This is a genomic window from Anabaena sp. EIM26, from assembly GCF_057568715.1.
On sequence record NZ_JBWNLG010000003.1, the window covers coordinates 59,485 to 79,430 of the forward strand.

Consider the following 19,946-nt stretch of genomic DNA (forward strand, 5'->3'; position numbering starts at 1 on the left):
AGTTTTTGTAACTGAGTAAAAAAAAATTTATCTTCTAACATGATCTTGAAGTTATATGGTATAAAAAGTGTTCAAAAGCCCTGTCACTTAAGTAATATACATTACTATAAATAAAATCAAATGGCTCAAAGCTAATTTTGATAAGGATACGGACCAAGAATCGTTAAAAGTCTTATTAAGCAAAGTTTATAGACAATAGATACTCATTTAAAAGTCTAGTTATTAGCTGTTTGTAGTATATAATTCTCATTCTGCTGCTTTTTAAATATTTAAACCTTTGAACCTTGTGTATTTTAATACAAATTAACTACAACATCTATATACAATAAATAAGAATCAGTTGTTTCGATTGTGATCTGAATCACAGTCAGAAATAAATTATTGAATAATTATTAGAAGATTAAATTTGCCGTTTCATAAACTGGCAAATAAGCAGTTCTTATTTGGATGCAAGATATGATGCGGCATGGCATAGAATAAGATTTATATTTCAGTACAAGACTTTCTGTGCCATCTGCTTTGATTCTGTATTGTATGCAATTGAACTCCGTCATCAGTTACCATTTTTCAAGATCATCACTAATAATTTTGAAAAATCAGATAATCCAACCTAAATAGGAGGTAAATCAGATGATCAAAACAGTTATTATCGATGACCATGATCTGACTCGGTATGGTATTAGAATGTTACTTTCGGAAGAGGAGAGTATTGATATTTGTGCGGAAGCTGAAACAGCATCAGAAGGACTAAAACTAATAGAAACTCATGCTCCACACATAGCTCTTGTTAATCTGCATCTCCCAGATGATAGTGGTCTTGAAGTTGTAAAACAGATTAAACAAGTATCACCAATCACTAAAATAGTCATATTCAATGGTCAATCTACGGAAATCTTTGTCAAAGAAGCTTTTGCAGCAGGGGCAGATTCATATTGTACGAGGATGATAGCTAAAGAAAAGTTAGCAGAAGCTATTTATGTGACACACAAAGGAGAACATTGGTTAGATTCTGCGGTCGCTAAAATATTAATTCAAAATTTGCAACCTCAACCAGTAGTCGTTACTCCCAGTCTGAAAATAAAACGAGTTTGCCGACAATATTCGCTTAGTTCTAGGGAATTAGAGATTTTGCAAATGATTGCTATTGGTGATAGAAACAATCAAATTGCTAACAAACTTTTTTTGAGTGTAGGTACTGTGAGGTCTCATGTCCATCGTATTCTAACTAAACTCGATTGTCAAAACCGCGCTCAAGCTGCTACTAAAGCAATTGTAGAGGGACTGATAGATAGTGATGAAACGAATCAAATCAGTTTAACGGCTTGATTTTGATTTTTGATTTAATTGATCTAGATAACGTTGTCGCTCGTCATTATTCACAACCCAAATCATACATCTGCCTTTTAATTGAGCTTTTTTGGCTCGACAAACACTCAAATCAAAATCGTTCCATTTCATAATTTGACGAGCAAATTCTCCGTCTTTTGACTTAGCCCAATTCAAAGTTTCTTGTTCTTCTACAGTCAAGCGAACTGGTTCTGTTAACCCTCTACCTCTCCAAATAGAAAATAGATTACCAGCCAGCACAACAACACCAAACACACCAGATAATACCAGGACAGTGGCTATTAAAGGACTAAAGACGGATCTAGATTTTTTTTGCTCGGTTTTACTCAACAAGGTTGATGCTGCCTTGGCGATCGCACTTTTTTGTTGAACAATGGCTACACTTGATGCTTTATCGAGTTTGTCATCTATTTCTGTTGTCCAACCCTCGACTACAGTATTAAGTTTACCGGGAATGTCTTCCATTAAGACCTCAAATTTACCTAGGGAACTTAATACCAAAAACAATGGGTCTTTAGGATTGATACCAGAACGTCTCACTACATCGAGAACTTTTTGTTTAAAATGATCTGATTGTCCTGCTAATGTTGTATCTAAAGAAGCTTCTACAGAGGTGTTCATAAGTTTATGTGCCTTTTTTTATGTTTCTTGATAGAGATGATATAGTAATCAAACCTGATTCCTATATGTCAGTTTTTTATTGTGCTGAAATGGACAGAATTAATTACATATTGGTTATTTAGCAATTCTCTATCAGTCAAAAATTTTAGTCCAGATGTTTGTGTAATTAATTTTGTCCGATTACTTATATGCAGCTTCATATTAATTGGTTAGAAATCCTAAAATTGTTCTAAATTATGATTTTTCTACGCATAATTTTATTTCCACTTATTCCTGATTTTGAATATTTATAATAAAGCTTAAAAATCGCTATTTAATTGATTTTGTAAATCCACTGCTGGTGTAATGTTCAATAAACCTAATAATTCCCCAATATGTTTATTATTCTTAATTTGCTCACTAAATTCTTCCATCCAATTAAAAACACGAGAACGGTTCATAGAATCTATTTCAGAATTTTGGATACCATAGTTATAAGGTGAATCCAGAGATTCTAATAATTCATAAGTATCTTTCCATAACTTGCCCAAATATAACTCATTGTTTCCACTTGCTTGGATACGCTGTTGGATATCAGAACCATCATAGTAAGAAAATTCGTCACCAAAATACAGATTTTTGATAATGATGTAGTCTGCTTTATTTCCATAACAATTAAAAATCTCTTGTAGATAATCTGTACAATCTCTCCGATAAGAAATTGGATGCACAAAGGTGATACGATAACCTAATTGAGCAATCGCATCCCAAAGCATGACTTCTTGTGCAAATTGTCGGAATTCTTCAAAACTTTGTCCAGGTAAATCACTCAGAGCTACTTGCACATCAGAAAAACTCTCTAAATCAATTAATAATTGGTCTGCACCACCTTGTGTTAAGGGCAATTGAGCAATAGGTAATAATAGCTGATAAGCATATAACTTATTGCGATTACCACTGTAATAAACTCTGAGATTTAATTGTGATTCTAGATAAATTTCTATCAACAAACGTGCTGTTGTTGACTTACCTACTCTAGCATCACCAACCGTCATTACTAGTCGTTTAGGATGGGGGATAATTCCTGGATTATTTTGGCTATGCGGCTTGATCTGTGATGACTGCATTTTCTTTTATCCCCAATAATTCATTAGCATTCAACACGCTTTGCTCAAATTCTTTCAACCAAGCTGAAACACGAGATTTAATGACAATGTTGGCTTGTTGATCTTCTAGAACTTCACTAAAAGTTAAGTTTTTTTCATCAATATAGTCATAGGGTTTGAAAAACAAATCAGGCATTTTGATTTCTACCGCACCAGCATCTAAAAGTTTAGTGCGAGTATCAGAACTGTCATAGCGTTCAAACTTATCAGCTTCACCGTGAAACAGATTTTTTACAACTACATAATCAACACGATCTCCACAGTATTTGTGAAGAATTCGTAATATATTCACTGAGTCTTTTACCCTAGATAGTACACTTACCATAGTCACTCTGTATCCTAAGCCTTTGACAGCATTAAATACACCCAAATCTTTCTCAAAATTCTCAAAAAACAGACCTGACTGGGCGGGTAAATCTACTAATACCAATGGGGGCAGTTCTTTTTCTAAGTCTATTAGTAAGTCATCTGCACCACCTCTTGTAAAAATATCAAGTAGCTTCACTCCAGGTTGTGCTGAGTCGTAATGTCTATACAATTGGGCATTGCGATGATCTGAGTCATAAGCTAAATACTTTAACTGTTTGTTGATATATAAATGCAGTAATCCTCTTGCAAATGTGGATTTACCTACACCTCCTTTATCTCCTGTGATAATTACTATTCTTCCTGTTTGTTCAGTTGTTTCTAACTGTTGATTTTCTGTGGTTTCTTCATTTGCTGGTATCTGTTCATTTTCATTCACGATGGGGTGCTTCCTTTTTCTAGTCATAAATTAAGCAATGATTTGCTTCAATATTGAAGACATTCTGGTAAGTAATGAAAAAGATAAAAAGCTTTTTATCTAAATTTAACTATGATTAACTACCTGCAAATTAAATTTGCAAGTTTATGAAATGTGTTAGTTGTATTTTTACAGGTTATTTCCCCATTTAGAAACTATCATTTGATGTAAAATCGTAGGCTTTTTGATGTATTTTGTTTCGATTAATTATTCCTAAGTTCAATTTCTACTCCAATACTAAAATTACAGTCCGTGGGAGATCCCCTATTTAGCACATAGATTAGTATTTGTTAAGAGGTTGTTTGAAAAGTCGGGGATGTTCTAAAAAAGGTTTTTCAGTATACACTGTGAATAGATAATAAACAGCACCAAGAGGGTGGTTTGAGTAAAGCTTACCTTAGCAACCAAAGCACGGCGGTTTTGGACGGCAGCAAGCATACCCACTTGGGGAATTGTTAAATTTTTACCTGTTGTTCTAGTGCTTGCTATCATTTTGTCCACCTTCTTAGTATCAGACTTGTTTGCTTAAACTCCCATTTTAGCGATGCAAGAGGCGTTACCGAGGAAGATTTTGAAGATTTATAGTGGCAAATAAGACAGGAAATTAGAAAATGATTAGAATAATCTCAATTGCGACTCAATAACCCAACCTTTAGCGAATATGGCGCGGCGATCGCTCAAAGTTAGCCAAAAATCGATTGAAACTCTCAAGTTAGCTTTGAGACCTAGTGGATATGCATATCAAGAAGATATTGCTGAAGAGTTAGGGCTATCTTTAGCGACTGTGACAAGATTTTTGAGTTGCCAACCCATTCAAAGTTCAGTTTTTCTAGAAAAAAGTCAAAAATTGGAGCTTGATTGGCAAGAATTAGTAGATGATGACCCTGAACTGTACTTTGAACGCGGTAACACAAACATTAAATCTGGAAGATATGAAGAAGCGATCGCATCCAGGTATAAACGCTATCAGAATTGCACGCCAAGGTATACGTTGGTCGTTTTAGATACCTCATAAGCAGCTTACTCTAAATTACGTCATCAAAATCATACAGGTAATTGTAATCAAAAAACTAATAATTCTAATTGTTACTTTTAGAAAATTTTCTAATTAGAGGTTTTACATGAGTATTGTTGTCATTGGGGATCGCCGTGTTGGTAAAACTAGTATGCTTATGGCATTGGCTAGTAAATCGGCGATGAATCTATCAGTTAATGATACAGAAGTTGTAGCAAAACTTTCTGACTTTAATCTTGGAGAAATAGCAGATACAGCAAATATGAACTTAGAAAGACTGCAAATTAATATTCAATTGCCGATAGGTTTAAAACAAATCAACACTCATTGGATAGACATTCCTAGTGAATTGTTTTTTATTAGTGATCGGAAGCAACAATTACCCACAGAGTGGCAGAAAATAGAACAACAAATTAGAGAAAGCCAAGCGATTCTTCTGTTAATACCTCCTCATCGTGATTTAGTGCATCCAAATTTTATAGAAAGCAAAACTGTAATAGATAGTTTTCCTTCTTTTCTAGTTTGGAGAAATAGGTTACAATACTGGCTAAAATTTTTAAAAAATAATTGCTATAAAGTTAACCACATTGCTATTTGTCTTCACAAAGCAGATACTTTCTGTGACATTCAAGTTGAAGGTACAAGGTGGAGTTATTACAAAGGTATACCTAATTTTCGTTGGCATGAATATAACTCGTATGTTCTGCAAAAATATTTTGTAAACGTCAAAGACCTAATCCGCGAATATAATTCCCACTCACTAGGAAATCTTCAATTTTTTATCACCAGCGTTAAACAACCCTCTTTGTTAGAACTACCTTGGATTTACTTAGCAATATATGAAACATATGAAACAAATGTATTGCCACCTTTAAACGATCTGGCTTGGCGACAAGCAGAGACTCTTTCTCAAGATTTACACTACTTATTATTGCTCAATGTATCTCCAAAAATAGCATCAATTGGTTTAGATATTGAAGTAACTTTTTATCTGAATCCACCTCTTACCGACTCCAGTAATTCTTATATACTAACAATCTCAAGTAACGAAGCAATTGGCAATGAACTAAACATTATCCTTACTGCTCCCGGCTTTCAATTTAACGGTGATAACACCACAAGCTTACCCCTTTCTGACACCATTAACATAACCCAAACTGCAACTTTCAATCTTACCGCCCTGCGTTCAGGTAAAAGCAAAATCACAGCAGAACTTTACTGCGGTGAAACCTACAAAACAACGCTCGAAACTGAAGTAGAAGTTACCGCATTTGAAGAAACAGAACTACGCTCCCTTGTTGCTGCCCGATCGCGTCCCGCTCCTCAACCAGATATAATTTTCCAAGTGCATACTACTTGGAACGCAGATATCTCCGCGTGTACTTTCAATTATCACATCGATAGCTATCAATCACGCTTGCTATTTGCGGATGACGTTGACTACAATTCACAGTCTTTATCTACTACTTGGGTCGAGCGATCGCACTCATTATTAAAAACTATCCTTGAGGAAGCAGCAAGTAGCCTCCCTCAAGATTTCCGTTCTCGCCTTGTTTCCCTGGGTCAGTACCTGTTTCAATCCTTACTTCCAGAAGAACTGCAAAATACTTTTCGCACCATAGCCAGCTTTAACCACCCTTTCACTTTACTGATATTAGCTGACCAGGATGGTTGGTTTCCTTGGGAACTGTTGCATGATGGGCAGAAATTTTTAGGCGATCGCTTTATTATTGGGCGATGGCTTTGGGAGTTAGAAAAAGCACGACCCTATGAGTTTCCTGTGGGTGCGGTAAATGTTGCCCATTATGCCAGTGTGGAACAACCTGAACTTTGGACTGAGCTTTTGCACTCATCAGGCGCACCGCCGCCAATTTCCATGCAAGCTGGTATATTGAATGATATTACTTTGTTTGAATCAATACGTGGCTTGCATTTAATTCGCTATGGTCAATCTGTGGACACAACAAACCGCCAGGATGCGCCAGTGCGGGTGAATAGCAGTAGCGATATTCAGGATATTGAGCGTGAGGTGCAACCAGCCAAGCTGAGTCTGCGTCGCAATCATCCTCTTGTATCTTTGAGTTATCTAAATGCAGGACAACCGGAATTAACAGCATTAGAGCAAACCTGGGCTTCTACCTTTGTCAGAGCAGGTTGTAGCGCCTTTGTTGGTTCCCTCTGGGCGGTGCAACCAAATGTGGAAACAGCTTTTGTTAGTGCTTTTTATAACAGCATTTGGGCAGGGCAAACTTTGGGTGTGGCGTTCCAAACGGCTCGTAGATTGGCTAAAACCGTTGTACCGGAATCCTTGGACTGGCTGGCTTCTGTATTATTTGGCGACCCAATGGCGCGTCCTTACCGACCTGTGCAGGGACAGGGCTATGCGGTTGTGGAACCTATAGGTCAAGAAATTGACGACCCAGTATCCCCAGGAAGCACAGTAAGGTTTCGCGTTAGCCTGCGCCGTACCCCTCCTGTATGGTACGAGAATCGTTTAATGGAGGTGGCTGAAGATTTAAGTTTTGATGATTTACGTGTTTTTATCGTCACGTCCGGATTGCAGGTTACTCCTGGTGATTCAATACTTATGACACGCACAGCTACCGGAGATTATTTAGGTTGGTTTACGCTTACTGTCCCTGCTGAAATGGAAAGTCGGTCAGTGTTAGTTCAGGTTTACTTTGAGGACGGGATAGAACCTGTTCACAATTTGCGTTTTGCACTGAATATTGTTAAGCAGGATGGTGAGGCGCAATGAGAGGAATTGGCAGTCCAGTTGGTGTAAATTTGGCTAGTTCTTGCTTAGAAATTATCATCGACAAAGATTACTACTCAATTGGTCGGTGGAGCTTTCCTAAACCTGATAATAAAGTTTTGGAAGTGCTGACAGAAGAAATTTTAGATTGTTTTGATGCTTTAAGAATAACTGTTAATAAAGAAAAAAGCCTCGCATTAGACGCGGGTTTGTGCAATCAATATTTAATCAAATTAGCTGAATGGGGACGGACTGCTTATCAAGCATTTTTTGGTGAAGATAGACCAAATAAAATCCTCACTAGTCGCCTAAATGAAAATGTAGCTCCCACCTTTGTTTCTGAAGTTATGCCCTTTCCTTGGGAGGTTTTGTTTGAGGGTAGTGAGGAAGACTACGAACAGGGAAATCCTGAGATGTTTTGGGGACTGCGCTACACCCCGGCTCGGATTCTCAACCCAGAAAAAGATATCGCAGATTATGTTTTGGAGCAAGCACAACCTTCTGATATGTTATTTTGCTTGCATCACAGATTACTTCATGCTCATAAAAAAGAAAGACCAGAAATTGAAAGATTGGTGAGAGTGACAGCAAAAGACCGCTTTACTTTACTGGGGACAGCTTGCAATTTGACTAATGGGAAATCATGCGAACCCTTGGGTGATGATTTACTCAAATATCTTTACAAAGCTAGCCACAATATGTTACATTTTGCTTGCCATTGTAAGGAAAGTAAACTAGGTGATAAGCTGCTGATTTCTTTTATTAAAGATGAGGAGATTACAGAAAATGGCTTGGTGCTAGAGTTGGAAACTTACAAATTTTTGTTGCGACAGGGGAAATTTCTCTGTCAGCCGTTAGTGTTTCTTAATGCTTGTCAGTCGGCTGGGGGTGCGGATGAGTTACGCAGGACTTTCAATTTACCAAAGGTGTTTATTCAGCATGGAGCGGCGGCGGTGATTGCTACAGCTTGTCCTGTACCGGATATGTTTGCGGCGGCGTTTGCGAAGGTGTTTTATGAGTTTTTTCTGCGGGGGATGGTAGTGGAGGATGAAGTCAGTGGGGAGAAAATGGTTAAGATTATGAGTATTGGGGAGGCATTACGGGCGACGAGGTGGTATTTTTTGAAGAAGTTTAATAATCCGTTGGGGTTGGCTTATGGGGTTTATAGTCCGGCAGGTTATCGCTTGGTTCAGTAAATTACGTATAACAACGGCAGATAGTTATAAATAGTATTGCAAATTGTAACACTATGCTAAATATTGGTAAAGCAAAACTAATGTATGAAAAATCCTTTTAATCTAACTTATCGCTACAAATTAAAGCTACTAATTTTTACTATCTTTTTTGTTTTAACTTTCGTTGGTTCAGTTTTCAGCCAAACTCCTACACCAACATTAACACCAAATGTAAAAACACAAGATGTAAAAGCTAAAGCAACTTTAATACAAGATATTAAAGGCTATGCAGAGCGTCATGTTAAAAATGATAAATCAATGGATACAGGATTAATTATAAACCTATACGGAAAAAACTCGGTCGAATTATCAGCCCCAGAGATTGCCAAAATTTACGAGGATGAGTATACCAAACAGAAAGAAAAAAAAGACAATGATCTATTTGAAAAAATTAAAAGTAATATGTTTTGGGGGTTAGGATGGGGAGCAGCAGTTATACTCTTTATTTCATTTATTTTAAAAGACACATTACAAAAATATTTTACTAACTTAATCGAGTCAGTAGTAAATTTTGTTTATCAAAAGATTTCTGGGCTTTCTATTTTCTCATCTTGGTCACTTCAACGCTATAAACAGGCATTAATTAGCAAGCATCAAACCCTCAACATTTCTTTTAGACCAAACAAACCTTTAAAACTGAGAGAAATTTTTGTCCCTCTCAAAGTTAGTGGAACATCAGATAAAGATGCAATAATTGCTCAAAAAGCAATTATTGAGTACAAACGCTTATTAATTAGAGGTATTCCTGGGGCGGGTAAGTCAATCTTGTTAAAATATTTAATTTTATCCTGGGCTGATGAAAAATTAGATAAGGATTTATCTAAGAATGTACCTGTACTACTGGAATTACATCGTCTCAATAATTCCAATTTAAACCAAGAATATTTACAAAATCAATTAGTTGAGGCTTTTGCGAGAGATAACTTTCCTAATTCCCAGCGTTTTGTCGCTCAAGGGTTAGAGAATGGAACCTTGATATTATTTTTAGACGGTTTAGATGAAGTTAATAGTAATGTACGTTCTCAAGTAATTAAAGAAATAAAAGATTTATTAGATAAATATAATAAATGTCGAGTAGTTATTACTTGCCGAACCGCAGTTTATAATAATGAATTTGCACAAGATATTGATAAAACATTAGATATTATTGATTTTAGCGACCAACAGATACGTCGCTTCTTAGAGGCATGGAAAAATAAAATGTCTCCGGAAAAATCTATTGACCAACTAATGCAGACTTTACGAGAGCGTCCTCAGATTATGTCTTTGGCTCGTAATCCTTTGCTATTAACGATTATCGCTTATCTTTATACAGATACTCCTTTTATTTTACCCCATTCACGCGCAGAATTTTATCAAAAATCAACTGATATTTTATTAGAATTCTGGGATAATGCGAAGAATAAGCAAAATCAATATAGAGGAACGAGTAAGCGTCGAATTTTACAATCTTTAGCCTTGTTTATTCAAGATAATGCCACTCAAAGTACACGAGATCGTCGTAGCTTAGACTATTCAACAGTATTAACACAGATTAAACAAGTGCTACCTTCATTAAACATAAATTCAGAAGAAGCTCAAGCAATTTTAGAAGAGATTGAACAACGTAGTAATTTATTACTCAAGATAGATGACGGTGAACGTTACCAATTTGCTCATTTAACTCTACAAGAATTTTTTGCTGCGGCTGCTTTATTAGATAGAGGAGATGAGTTAGTAAAAAAATTTAAAATAGATCAAGTAACTTGGAGAGAAGTAGTTAAACTTTGGAGTGGTTTAGCTAATGACGCTACAAATATAATTCAGGCTGTTTATCAACAAGATTCAGTAACAGCTTTCGAGTGTATAGCAGATGCTCAACAAGTAGAGCAGAGATTAGCAGATGAGATTATTAATAACTTTAAACAACAATTAGAAAAAGTGAATAATGATGAAAATTTAGCCATTGCTTTTGGTGCAGTAGCAGCAGCAGGTTCTCGTCAAAGGGGAAGGGCTATGTTTGAATTTTTAGAATCAACATTAAAAACTTCTTCTAATTCACAATTGAAAAAGGCTGCTGTTAGTGCTTTATCAAGGACAAATTTACCTCAAGCAGCAGAAATATTGTTTCAATCTTACCAACAACAAAACTTTCCTGAAGCTCGTCAAGCCTTAATTCGCATGGGAGATTTAGCTGCATCTCAGTTACAATCTTTAGCAGAAAAAGGCGATGAATCCGCTATGCGAGATTTAGTAGAGATTGGTACACCTTATGCGGCTGAAATTTTGAAAGAGATACAGAAGCATCCTAATTCTAAGCTCGCACGAAAAGCAGCTTTATATTTAACAGAACTCACTAAGAAACAAACCTATTCTCTTGATTAAGAATTATGCCTAAATCTTATGAGCAATTTCGCTATAGTGATTGGGACTGGATTGCTGTTCATTTTCCTCTTGTGGAGGAAAGGGAAGATATGGCAAGAACAGCTTGGTTAATTGCCAAATGTTCTGCTGATGAGATTGCCGAGCATAAGTCACTTGATCCGAGAATAGTCATTCCTCTATGTGCGATTGAATTTCAAGATGAGCTGGATTGGGAAAAATTAAAAGAGTTTAAACAAGAAATAGAGCAGATTAATTTTGAAATTCCTTTTAACTTACTTAATGCTATTAGTAATAGTGAGCGTTGGAAAACTCTTTTCTCATCTCTTGAATGTAATTTACAGCGTGATTTACTCCGTTGTTTAAGTAATAGTTATCGTCCTTTAGAACGCAATGACTGGCGTTATCATTTTTTAGATTCAAAATATCAGTTTATTACAAGCTGGCACCATCTTTTAGTTCTGTCGTCGATATTTTTATTCATTTCATTTTGCATCATTGCAATGAATACAATAATTTTAAAAGAGCATAATTTTTGGATCAATTTATTAATTGGAATGGCATTATATATATTATTTGGGTTCTGGGTATCTTCATTGCAAAACCCCAAATACTTTATCAAGTTTGGATTATTTGGATTATTGACATTTCAACGTGACCTTTATCAGTTATTAAGTAGTAATCCGAGCAATTCAAATATTGACAAAAATTTTAATAACATCATAGCAACTGAGGCTGTGGTTGGGATTGTAGCTGGAAATTTATTGTTAACTGGGGCTGGATCTGGGACTGGTATTGTAGCTACGGTTGTGAGCGTGCCTGTTTTTGCAGTTTGGATTGGGGCTTTGCTTGGGAAGGTGAGTTTTGGTATGGCTTCAATTTGGGCTGTGACTGGAATTTTTATTTTGGCTGGGGTTGGGATTGTAACTAGGGCTGCTGGGGCTACTACTGTGGCTATGGTTATGAGCTTGCCTGTCTTTGGGGTTGGGTTTGGGGGTTTGTTTGGGGGGGTAACTCAGGGTAGGACTTTAATTTTGGCGGCTGGGGCTGTGGCTATGACTGAGGCTGGTGCTCTGGTTGGTACTGTCGCTGGGGCTAGTACTGTGGCTCTGATTGGATCTGTGGCTGTCTTTGTGCTTGCGGTTGGGGCTTTTTTTAGACGTGTATCTTGGATTTGGGTTATGGCTATGGCTATGATTGGGACTTTAATTTTGGCTAGAGTTGTGGCTGGAGCTAGTACTGTTGCTATGGTTGGGGTTAGATTTGGGATTTTCACAGGTGTGTTGTTGAGTATTGGAAAATTGTCTTGGTACGGACAGAAAGATAATCAAAATTATTTCCGTTTTTTGACTATTTTCACTTTACCTTTATTCTGTTGGTTTCCTATTTTGGTTAGTTTTGCAACTATATTTCTTTTACGTTTCTTCTCTTGGCAATATACTCTATTGATTTTGTTGATTTCATTCGGCACTTGTACAGGTTTATGGTTATACGGGCAAGATAAAGAGCGTAAAGCTAAAAACCCTCTTAAGGGTATTTTATAATTAATGAAAAATCCTGCATCAACCTCAGCAATAACTCAAGCAGAATTAGAGAGGTTACTGACGCAACTGCAACAACTGCGCTCCTCAATTACTACTGCACGGGAAACAATTGCACCACTAGAAACAAATCTCACAGCAGCTTACAACGAATTTCAGGCGGTAGTTGGTACATTACGTCGCCAGTCAATGCGCTTACAAGCAGAAATTGCCTCTCTTCGCAGCCAAATTCAACGTTTCACTCAGGATGAAGACGACACCCAACAGCAAGATGTCGCCACCGATAATTTTCTCTACCAGGAAGAACAAACAACAGAAGTTAGCCAAAAAGATCCAGAAGCGATTGATAAAGATATGCTACTGGAGCATATTTTTCGATTATTAGATCCTGATGTCAACGTTGAGGATGCAGAATTGCTCGCTAATCTCCAAGGTTTATGCAGTGACGCTACTGCCAGTTTAGCTGATGTTTTAGAAGAATTACCTTGGGGAGTAGTTTGGATAACTCGTAACTCCCAAGAAAACTTGACACAGCAATACCAACGTCTGAAGATTTGGGAGGGAGCGTTAAACCGACAGCTACAAAATTTAAAGCAAGCAACAGAACGTTTGTATAAAGATGCACGTTACGGACTTTGGCAGCAACAGCAAAAAAGTCAAGAACACTGGCATAATTTTCTCAATCAATGTATCGAACAGCAGCAAGACCAAAATTACGAATTACAAGCTGAGTTAGACAAATTAAAAGAGGAGTGGGGACGCATCACCAGCACTAAGTAAGTCGATAGGAATAAACAGAACTATATTACAAAACGTAAATATGCCCCAAACCCTTACAAATGACAAATGACAAATGACAAATGACAAATGACGACCCTAGCCAGTACGGTTTATTTGCGCCGACCTACTTAACAAATTATGAGTAGTAAAGACTACCAACTTGATTTACCAGTGCCAGTAGGGGGAGAAGATTTGCCCATCCCCATTGCTGATACTGCACCGCAACAGGAACAACCTAGCGATAAAGCCTTTTTAGAATGGAGTAACTTGGCAAGTCAGCGCCATGTTCGCTCTTTAGCTTTTGACCTGACACAAGAAAATTTATGGTTGGCGACTGGAGGAGGGATACTGCACTGGAAGCTGGAATTAAATCGATTTGTGAGATACGCCAGCGAACATGGTTTGCCAGGTAACTCAGTATTAGCAGTTGCCGTAGATGGTATGGGTCAAGTTTGGGCTGCTCACGAACAATTTGGAATTTATTATCTAAAAAATGATACTTGGCGACCTTACCGCATCCTGGGCGAGGTAAAGGTAAGTTGTTTGACCTTGGACTCTACTGGTAAACTTTGGGCTGGAACTGCTAGCGGTATTTATGCTATCAACACTCCAGACCGCAAACCCTCTATCGAATTACCTTCTGCTGGGTTTCCTCCAAGAGCGATCGCAATTGCCAACGAAAATGATATTTGGCTGTGCAATGCTCAAGGCGTTTATAATTACAAAAATGCTAGTTGGATACGTACTAGCGACAGCGTGCAACCGGATGTTCTCACGCTAGCTCGTCAAGGTGAAAACCTGTGGTTGGGAACTTTTCGCGGACTGGTACGCATTGACCTAACAACGAACAAATCGCACAAAATTGATACTACATATCCTGGTGAAGTTACTGCCCTAGCTCCCCATCCGCAAGGAGTTTGGGCAACCTGTGGCGGACAGGTGGGTTTAGCAACAGAAACAGCTTGGAAACCCTTGACAGGAAATCGATTTAATGCACATATTACCAGCTTGCTAGCAGGTAGTGATAATCAAGTATGGATTGGCACTCATGATGGACTATTGCGTGGAGAGAACAAACAAATACTTTTGCACTTAACGGACAATCCCCCCGATGTCATTGGGTTAGCTTCCCGCGAAAAATCTCCACCCACTTTCAGCAGTTTAGTGCAAGCACTGTCAGTGCAGCAATTTGCAGACCGTTCTATTTTATGGATTGGAACAGCACAGGGTTTATTTCGTTATGACTTATTTACCGAAAGTTGGCGGCGCTATGGACAACTTGCTAGTCAAGATATCCGCGCTATCATCACCAGCCAAGACCAAGAAACTGTTTGGGTTGCGAGTTGGAGTAGTGGTTTACATAGCTTAAAACAGCAGAACGACCTGCGAACCGCGCCCAATATTTCTGAGCCAATTTTAACCCTAACTGCTGGAAGCGATCGCTACTGGGCAATTGGGTTAGATGGTCTTTATCAGTACAAAGATTCAGCTTGGGTACAACTAATTTCTAACAATGAACTGCCTGTGAGGGGATGGCTGCAAGCAATTGCCCAATCTGTCACAGACCATGTTTGGCTAGGTACTTCGGCAGGATTGTTGTTATATAAAGCTGATACAAAACGACTGACTCCAATTACTGGTAACTTAGGCAGTGCAGATGTGCGATCGCTACTAGCAATTAATAAAGATGAGTCCGAACAGGTTTGGGTGGGTACAAGTCAGGGATTATACATAGGCAATATTGACAACTGGGAACCAATACCTGAGCTTGAGAACCGAGTCATAACAGCCTTGGTATGGGATAGGAACAATAGCAGTTTATGGGTTGGGACAGATAGAGGATTATTTTGTCTGCTAAGTCAGGCTAATAGCTGGAAAATCAACGAATTTAACATCCATAATAGTGGGTTAGGGGCAAATCGAGTTATAGCACTTACCATCAGCACTGGTAAAGATAAAGAGACTAAATTATGGGTAGGTACACCTTCTGGTTTAAGTTGCTACACATATTAAAAAATCTAAAATTGAAAGGGGAGTAGACGGTGAGTGAGGTAGATATTTTAGGGATTGATTTAGGGACAACCAATTCAGCGATCGCAATTTGGGAACCAGACACAGGACAGGCGAGAGTTTTGTCCAACTCAGAAGGCGATCGCCTCACTCCCTCTGTTGTGATGTTCGATAGCCAAACAAATCAACCCATTGTTGGTAAATCAGCCTTGGGTTTCATCACCACTCACCCCAGTCAAGTCATCTACTCTGTAAAACGCTTCATGGGCTGTACCTTTCGTGACGAACGGGTACGCATCGACCAAACCCAAGTTACTTACACTATTGCAGAAATGCAGCAGAGCAAAGTTGCTGTTCGTATTGGTGAAGAAATTTTTACACCTCCACAGATTTCTGCCGAAGTACTGCGTAAGCTGAAAGAAGATGCTGAAGCAACTTTGGGTAAAACAATATCCCAAGCTGTCATTACTGTTCCAGCTTATTTTAGTGAATCTCAGCGTCAGGCTACGAAAGAAGCCGGAGAATTAGCTGGGTTACGGGTTCGTCGAATAATTAATGAACCAACGGCTGCGGCCTTAGCGTTTGGCTTGGGTACAGAACCCCAAACAGTCGCGGTTTATGACTTGGGTGGTGGTACATTCGATATCTCAATTCTGAGAATTGAACATGGTTTGTTTCGGGTAAAGGCTACCAGTGGCGATACCCATTTAGGTGGCGATGATTTAGATTTAGCAATTATGAGTTGGATGAAGAAAGCGTTCAAGCAGCAGCATGATGTAGATTTACCTATTGCAGAAGATAATAGCTTGCGTTCCCAATTCAGAAAAACAGCAGAAATTGCCAAAATTGCCCTGACTCAAGCCACAGAGTATCAAATTAGCATTCCAAATCTTTTTGCTGTAAAAAAACAGTATTTGGGGCTAGAAGCAACATTAACTCGTATTGAGTTAGAAAAACTTGTGCAACCTTTTATCAACCGCACCTTAGATATCTGCGATGCAACTTTGAAAGAAGCAAAGTTAGAAGCCTCAGACATCGATCAAGTATTGTTAGTTGGTGGACAAACCAGATTACCCGCTATTAAGGAAGCACTGCGCGATCGCTACGGTTGGACAATCAACGACTCTGTAAATCCAGATGAAGCTGTAGCTAGAGGTGCGGCGGTTCAGGGGGCAAGATTATGTGGTTATCTTCGGGAGGAGGTGAAACTCTGGGACATAACACCCTTGTCTTTGGGAATTGAGTTAGCTAACAGCAAGATGGATGCGATTATTTGTGCCAATGAACCGATACCAGTTACCAAGTGGCGCAAGGGTTCCCAGCTTTTACTACTCAGCGCGACGGACAAGAAAGTATCCGCTTCCGCATTTATCAAGGTGAACGACCAGTTGCAGGGGACAATGAATTTATTGGTGAAGTGGTTCTTAACCTAGCAACTACTCGTCCGGCTGGGGAAGTTCGGGTTAATTGTATGTTCAAAGTTGACCATGATGGCATTCTCCATGTTTTGGCGGAAGATATCACCACCGATGGACAACCTGTAGAGAAGACATTTGACCGCTTTTATCGCTTGACTCAACAAGAGGTAGACCAGAAACTTGAAGAAGCGAAAGTGCATGAAAATGAAGACGCTGTTACCAATCGGATTTTTCAGTTAGAAGAAGAAATAATCCGACTGCAACGTGTGATTAATCAAGATAAAACATCTGACAATCCACTGTTAGAAACTTTAGACAACTTGAAAGCCGCTATTAATAGCCGCAACGTTAACCAAGCAGAGGAACTACTTACCGAACTCAAAAGCAAAATCATCAACTAATAGTTTGTGGAATTTGCGGTAATCGCAGCGAGAGATTTGTATAAAAAGAAGAACTCTAAATGCAGAATGTTGAAACATGACTCAAAATAATCGTCGCTGGACTATGATGGTCTACATGGCCGGAGACAACGGCAAGGTTTTCGAGCAACTTCAAGGTAAACGCCTGATGGCTCCGATGGAGGCGCAAGGCTATCAAGACATTGCAGAGATGGAAGCTGTGGGGTCTACTCCAGATGTGGCTGTTTTGGTGCAGTTTGATACTTTATCTGACCGCGAACACACATACCGTATATATATCCGCCCTTCAGAAGAACCCAGGCAAATTGAGAATATCCCAGAGCAGAATACGGGCGATCCTCGTGCATTACGGGATTTTATTGTTTGGGGAATTGAAAATTATCCCGCAGAAAACTACGCGGTGATTTTGTGGAATCACGGTACTGGTTGGAAAGAAGATGACATCTATGCTTTTGCGCGATTGCGTGGTGTGGAAATTCAAGCGAGTCAGGATGAAGTGCGATCGCTTACCCGAAATCATCGGCAATTGTCTCGTGCTTTCTTCCTTTCCTCAATTACGGAAGTGCTGCAACTAGATGATGAAGATTCGCGGGCGATCGCTTTTGATGATTCGTCTTTAGACTTCCTGGATAATGCCAAACTTCAGCAGGCTTTTCAGGAAGCAGAAGCGATTACGGGTAAAAAAGTTAGCTTAATTGGCATGGATGCCTGTTTAATGGGCATGGTGGAAGTGGCTTACCAGTTGCGAACAAATGCTAATTATATGGTTGCATCCCAAGAGGTAGAACCCCTAACAGGTTATCCCTATACAGCAATTTTGCAGAATTTAACCGCCCATCCAGAAATGACATCGGAAGTATTGGCAAAGTTAATTGTACAGGAGTACGGGCGTTACTATGAGGGAGAATCGCGGGGCAGTGTCACTCAAATTACTCAATCAGCTACAAATTTGAGAATGGTTGAGAAACTAGCTGAGGCTTTGGGAAGATTGGCGGCTGTTTTACGTCAATTGGTGGTAGAAGAAGATATTTATACTGAGAAAGCGCTGTATCATGCTCAACGTAAAGCGGTGCGTTTTAAGGATAGTGACTTTGTAGATTTGTATGACTTTTTGAAAGTTTTACGGGATAAATATGCTGGGGATAGTGATGAATTAACCCAGGTTATTGATGAAGTGATAGACTTGATGATTGTTGAAGTTGAGCCGCAGTTAATTTTGGCAAATGTGACTTCAGGGGTGAGATTTGAACGTGTGAAAGGGCTATCGATTTATTCGCCAGTGAGAGGTTATTGTCAGTTTTACGAGAGGTCAGATTTTGCTGGTTGTGGGTGGGGAGAGTTTTTACAGAGGCTTAATGATTTGGTTTAAGGATTGCGTATCAAGCGGAAGTAAAACTCTTTGACCCGGTTAGATAGGAAAATGTAGCATTATTTTTTTCAGATGGTAGCCTGCGATATCTTCAATTTATGACCTGGGAATTTCCAATTTTACTTGTTACACAAAAAGCTTATGAAGCGTCCTCAAATGAAACTTTAGGTAGCAAATATAAGTTTTGGTTTTACCACGAAGAACTTGGTTGTTGTCTTTATAAGCAAAGCCGAGAAAACCTGGGGGAAGACTGGGCAGAAAAAGTCGCATCAGAATTATGCGAACTATTGGGACTTCCCCATGCTGTTTATGAATTGGCTTCAACTTGGGAAGGCGATCGCGGTGTAGTCTCACCCAACTTTTTAACACAAGGGGGGACGCTTGTTCATGGTAACGAGCTTCTTTCCTCAATTGTGCCGAACTACCCGGCATTTGAGACTTACGGCGTTTCTCAACATACAATAGATGTAGTGCTGAGGGCGATCGCAGGCGAATCTGTAAATTTACCCATTGATTGGACACCGCCCTTTGGTATCTAAACAGCAGTAGATGTGTTTGTTGGCTATCTTCTGCTAGATGCGTGGATTGGTAACGGCGATCGCCATCACGAAAACTGGGGGATTGTCCGAATGAAAACAGCATCGACTTCAGAAGAAACGGAACACCTAGCACCTACTTACGACCATGCTTCAAGTTTAGGACGCGACCTCTCTGACTCTCAAAGACAGAAACGCTCAGTTGAGGCTTATGCAAACAAATGTTTCTCAGCGTTTTATGGCAGTGTTGATAATAGAACCCACATTCCGCAGATACGAAAGCAAAATTAGGAATTAAAAATTGAGAGAAATAAAAGCCTGAAAAGATTGCCTAGCAAAGATTTCGGGCTTTTATTTGTTAAAATAATAAGCGTCAAATAGAGAGGTTAAAAACCATGAAAGAGGCTCAAGTTGCGATGCAAACTCTAAATATAGACCATTTAGGAATAGTAGCGGGAATAATAGATGAGATGGAATTGGTAGAAGAGGTGAATAAAATGGTGGGAATAAAAATAAAACCCACATTCCGCACTTCAATTTGTAGTACAAATACAAGTAGTATAAGTAACGGATACATTTTGTAGTAAATACGTAATTAATATAGTAAAAA

Annotated in this window: 17 protein-coding genes and 1 pseudogene; 14 read left to right on the forward strand and 4 right to left on the reverse strand. The window is 38.7% G+C overall.

Going from position 1 to position 19,946, the window contains the following annotated elements:
- Positions 1-630: 630 nt before the first annotated feature.
- Positions 631-1,326 carry a response regulator transcription factor gene (locus tag AC012T_RS27360; RefSeq protein ID WP_487067389.1) on the forward strand — a complete coding sequence of 232 codons (696 nt, stop codon included), beginning with the start codon at positions 631-633 and terminating at the stop codon, positions 1,324-1,326.
- Here AC012T_RS27360 and AC012T_RS27365 read toward each other — a convergent pair.
- The 4 genes from AC012T_RS27365 to AC012T_RS27380 all read right to left on the reverse strand — a co-directional run bounded on the left by AC012T_RS27365 (position 1,315) and on the right by AC012T_RS27380 (position 4,389).
- Complete coding sequence (locus AC012T_RS27365) at positions 1,315-1,968, reverse strand: DUF6753 family protein (RefSeq protein ID WP_487067391.1); 654 nt, start codon at positions 1,966-1,968, stop codon at positions 1,315-1,317. The genes AC012T_RS27360 and AC012T_RS27365 overlap by 12 nt on opposite strands.
- Positions 1,969-2,267: 299 nt before the next feature.
- A complete protein-coding gene (locus AC012T_RS27370) occupies positions 2,268-3,074 on the reverse strand; it encodes a hypothetical protein (protein WP_487067393.1) in 807 nt (268 codons plus the stop codon).
- Positions 3,046-3,858, reverse strand: coding sequence for a nucleotide-binding protein (locus AC012T_RS27375; RefSeq protein ID WP_487067395.1), 813 nt, complete (start codon positions 3,856-3,858; stop codon positions 3,046-3,048). Before AC012T_RS27375 ends, AC012T_RS27370 begins: the two co-directional genes overlap by 29 nt.
- 360 nt (positions 3,859-4,218) lie before the next feature.
- Positions 4,219-4,389, reverse strand: coding sequence for a hypothetical protein (locus AC012T_RS27380; RefSeq protein WP_487067397.1), 171 nt, complete (start codon positions 4,387-4,389; stop codon positions 4,219-4,221).
- 169 nt (positions 4,390-4,558) lie between these two features.
- On the opposite strand from AC012T_RS27380, the gene AC012T_RS27385 reads away from it, so the two are divergent.
- The 13 genes and pseudogenes from AC012T_RS27385 to AC012T_RS27445 all read left to right on the forward strand — a co-directional run.
- Entirely contained in the window at positions 4,559-4,912 is a 354-nt protein-coding gene (locus AC012T_RS27385; protein ID WP_487067399.1) for a hypothetical protein, read from the forward strand.
- A gap of 106 nt (positions 4,913-5,018) precedes the next feature.
- Positions 5,019-7,670 (forward strand): hypothetical protein, encoded by a 2,652-nt coding sequence (locus AC012T_RS27390; RefSeq protein WP_487067401.1) that lies wholly within the window; start codon positions 5,019-5,021, stop codon positions 7,668-7,670.
- On the forward strand, positions 7,667-8,863 hold the full coding sequence (locus AC012T_RS27395) for a CHAT domain-containing protein (protein ID WP_487067403.1): 1,197 nt from the start codon (positions 7,667-7,669) through the stop codon (positions 8,861-8,863). Before AC012T_RS27390 ends, AC012T_RS27395 begins: the two co-directional genes overlap by 4 nt.
- 84 nt (positions 8,864-8,947) lie before the next feature.
- Complete coding sequence (locus AC012T_RS27400) at positions 8,948-11,266, forward strand: NACHT domain-containing protein (protein ID WP_487067405.1); 2,319 nt, start codon at positions 8,948-8,950, stop codon at positions 11,264-11,266.
- Between the two features lie 5 nt (positions 11,267-11,271).
- On the forward strand, positions 11,272-12,807 hold the full coding sequence (locus AC012T_RS27405) for a hypothetical protein (protein ID WP_487067407.1): 1,536 nt from the start codon (positions 11,272-11,274) through the stop codon (positions 12,805-12,807).
- 3 nt (positions 12,808-12,810) lie between these two features.
- The gene (locus tag AC012T_RS27410; RefSeq protein WP_487067409.1) at positions 12,811-13,584 is read left to right on the forward strand and encodes a hypothetical protein; all 774 of its coding nucleotides are present in this window, start codon (positions 12,811-12,813) and stop codon (positions 13,582-13,584) included.
- Positions 13,585-13,722: 138 nt separating this feature from the next.
- Entirely contained in the window at positions 13,723-15,597 is a 1,875-nt protein-coding gene (locus AC012T_RS27415; protein WP_487067411.1) for a ligand-binding sensor domain-containing protein, read from the forward strand.
- A gap of 29 nt (positions 15,598-15,626) precedes the next feature.
- Entirely contained in the window at positions 15,627-17,027 is a 1,401-nt protein-coding gene (locus tag AC012T_RS27420; RefSeq protein WP_487067413.1) for an Hsp70 family protein, read from the forward strand.
- Positions 16,961-17,413, forward strand: coding sequence for an Hsp70 family protein (locus tag AC012T_RS27425; protein WP_487067433.1), 453 nt, complete (start codon positions 16,961-16,963; stop codon positions 17,411-17,413). Before AC012T_RS27420 ends, AC012T_RS27425 begins: the two co-directional genes overlap by 67 nt.
- 76 nt (positions 17,414-17,489) lie before the next feature.
- Complete coding sequence (locus tag AC012T_RS27430; protein WP_487067415.1) at positions 17,490-18,800, forward strand: clostripain-related cysteine peptidase; 1,311 nt, start codon at positions 17,490-17,492, stop codon at positions 18,798-18,800.
- A gap of 98 nt (positions 18,801-18,898) precedes the next feature.
- The gene (locus AC012T_RS27435) at positions 18,899-19,339 is read left to right on the forward strand and encodes a hypothetical protein (protein ID WP_487067417.1); all 441 of its coding nucleotides are present in this window, start codon (positions 18,899-18,901) and stop codon (positions 19,337-19,339) included.
- A 12-nt stretch (positions 19,340-19,351) separates the two neighbouring features.
- Positions 19,352-19,627 carry a hypothetical protein gene (locus tag AC012T_RS27440; RefSeq protein ID WP_487067419.1) on the forward strand — a complete coding sequence of 92 codons (276 nt, stop codon included), beginning with the start codon at positions 19,352-19,354 and terminating at the stop codon, positions 19,625-19,627.
- 104 nt (positions 19,628-19,731) lie between these two features.
- Positions 19,732-19,860, forward strand: a pseudogene (locus AC012T_RS27445) (DUF4277 domain-containing protein); the annotation flags it as partial.
- Between the last annotated feature and the right edge of the window lie 86 nt (positions 19,861-19,946).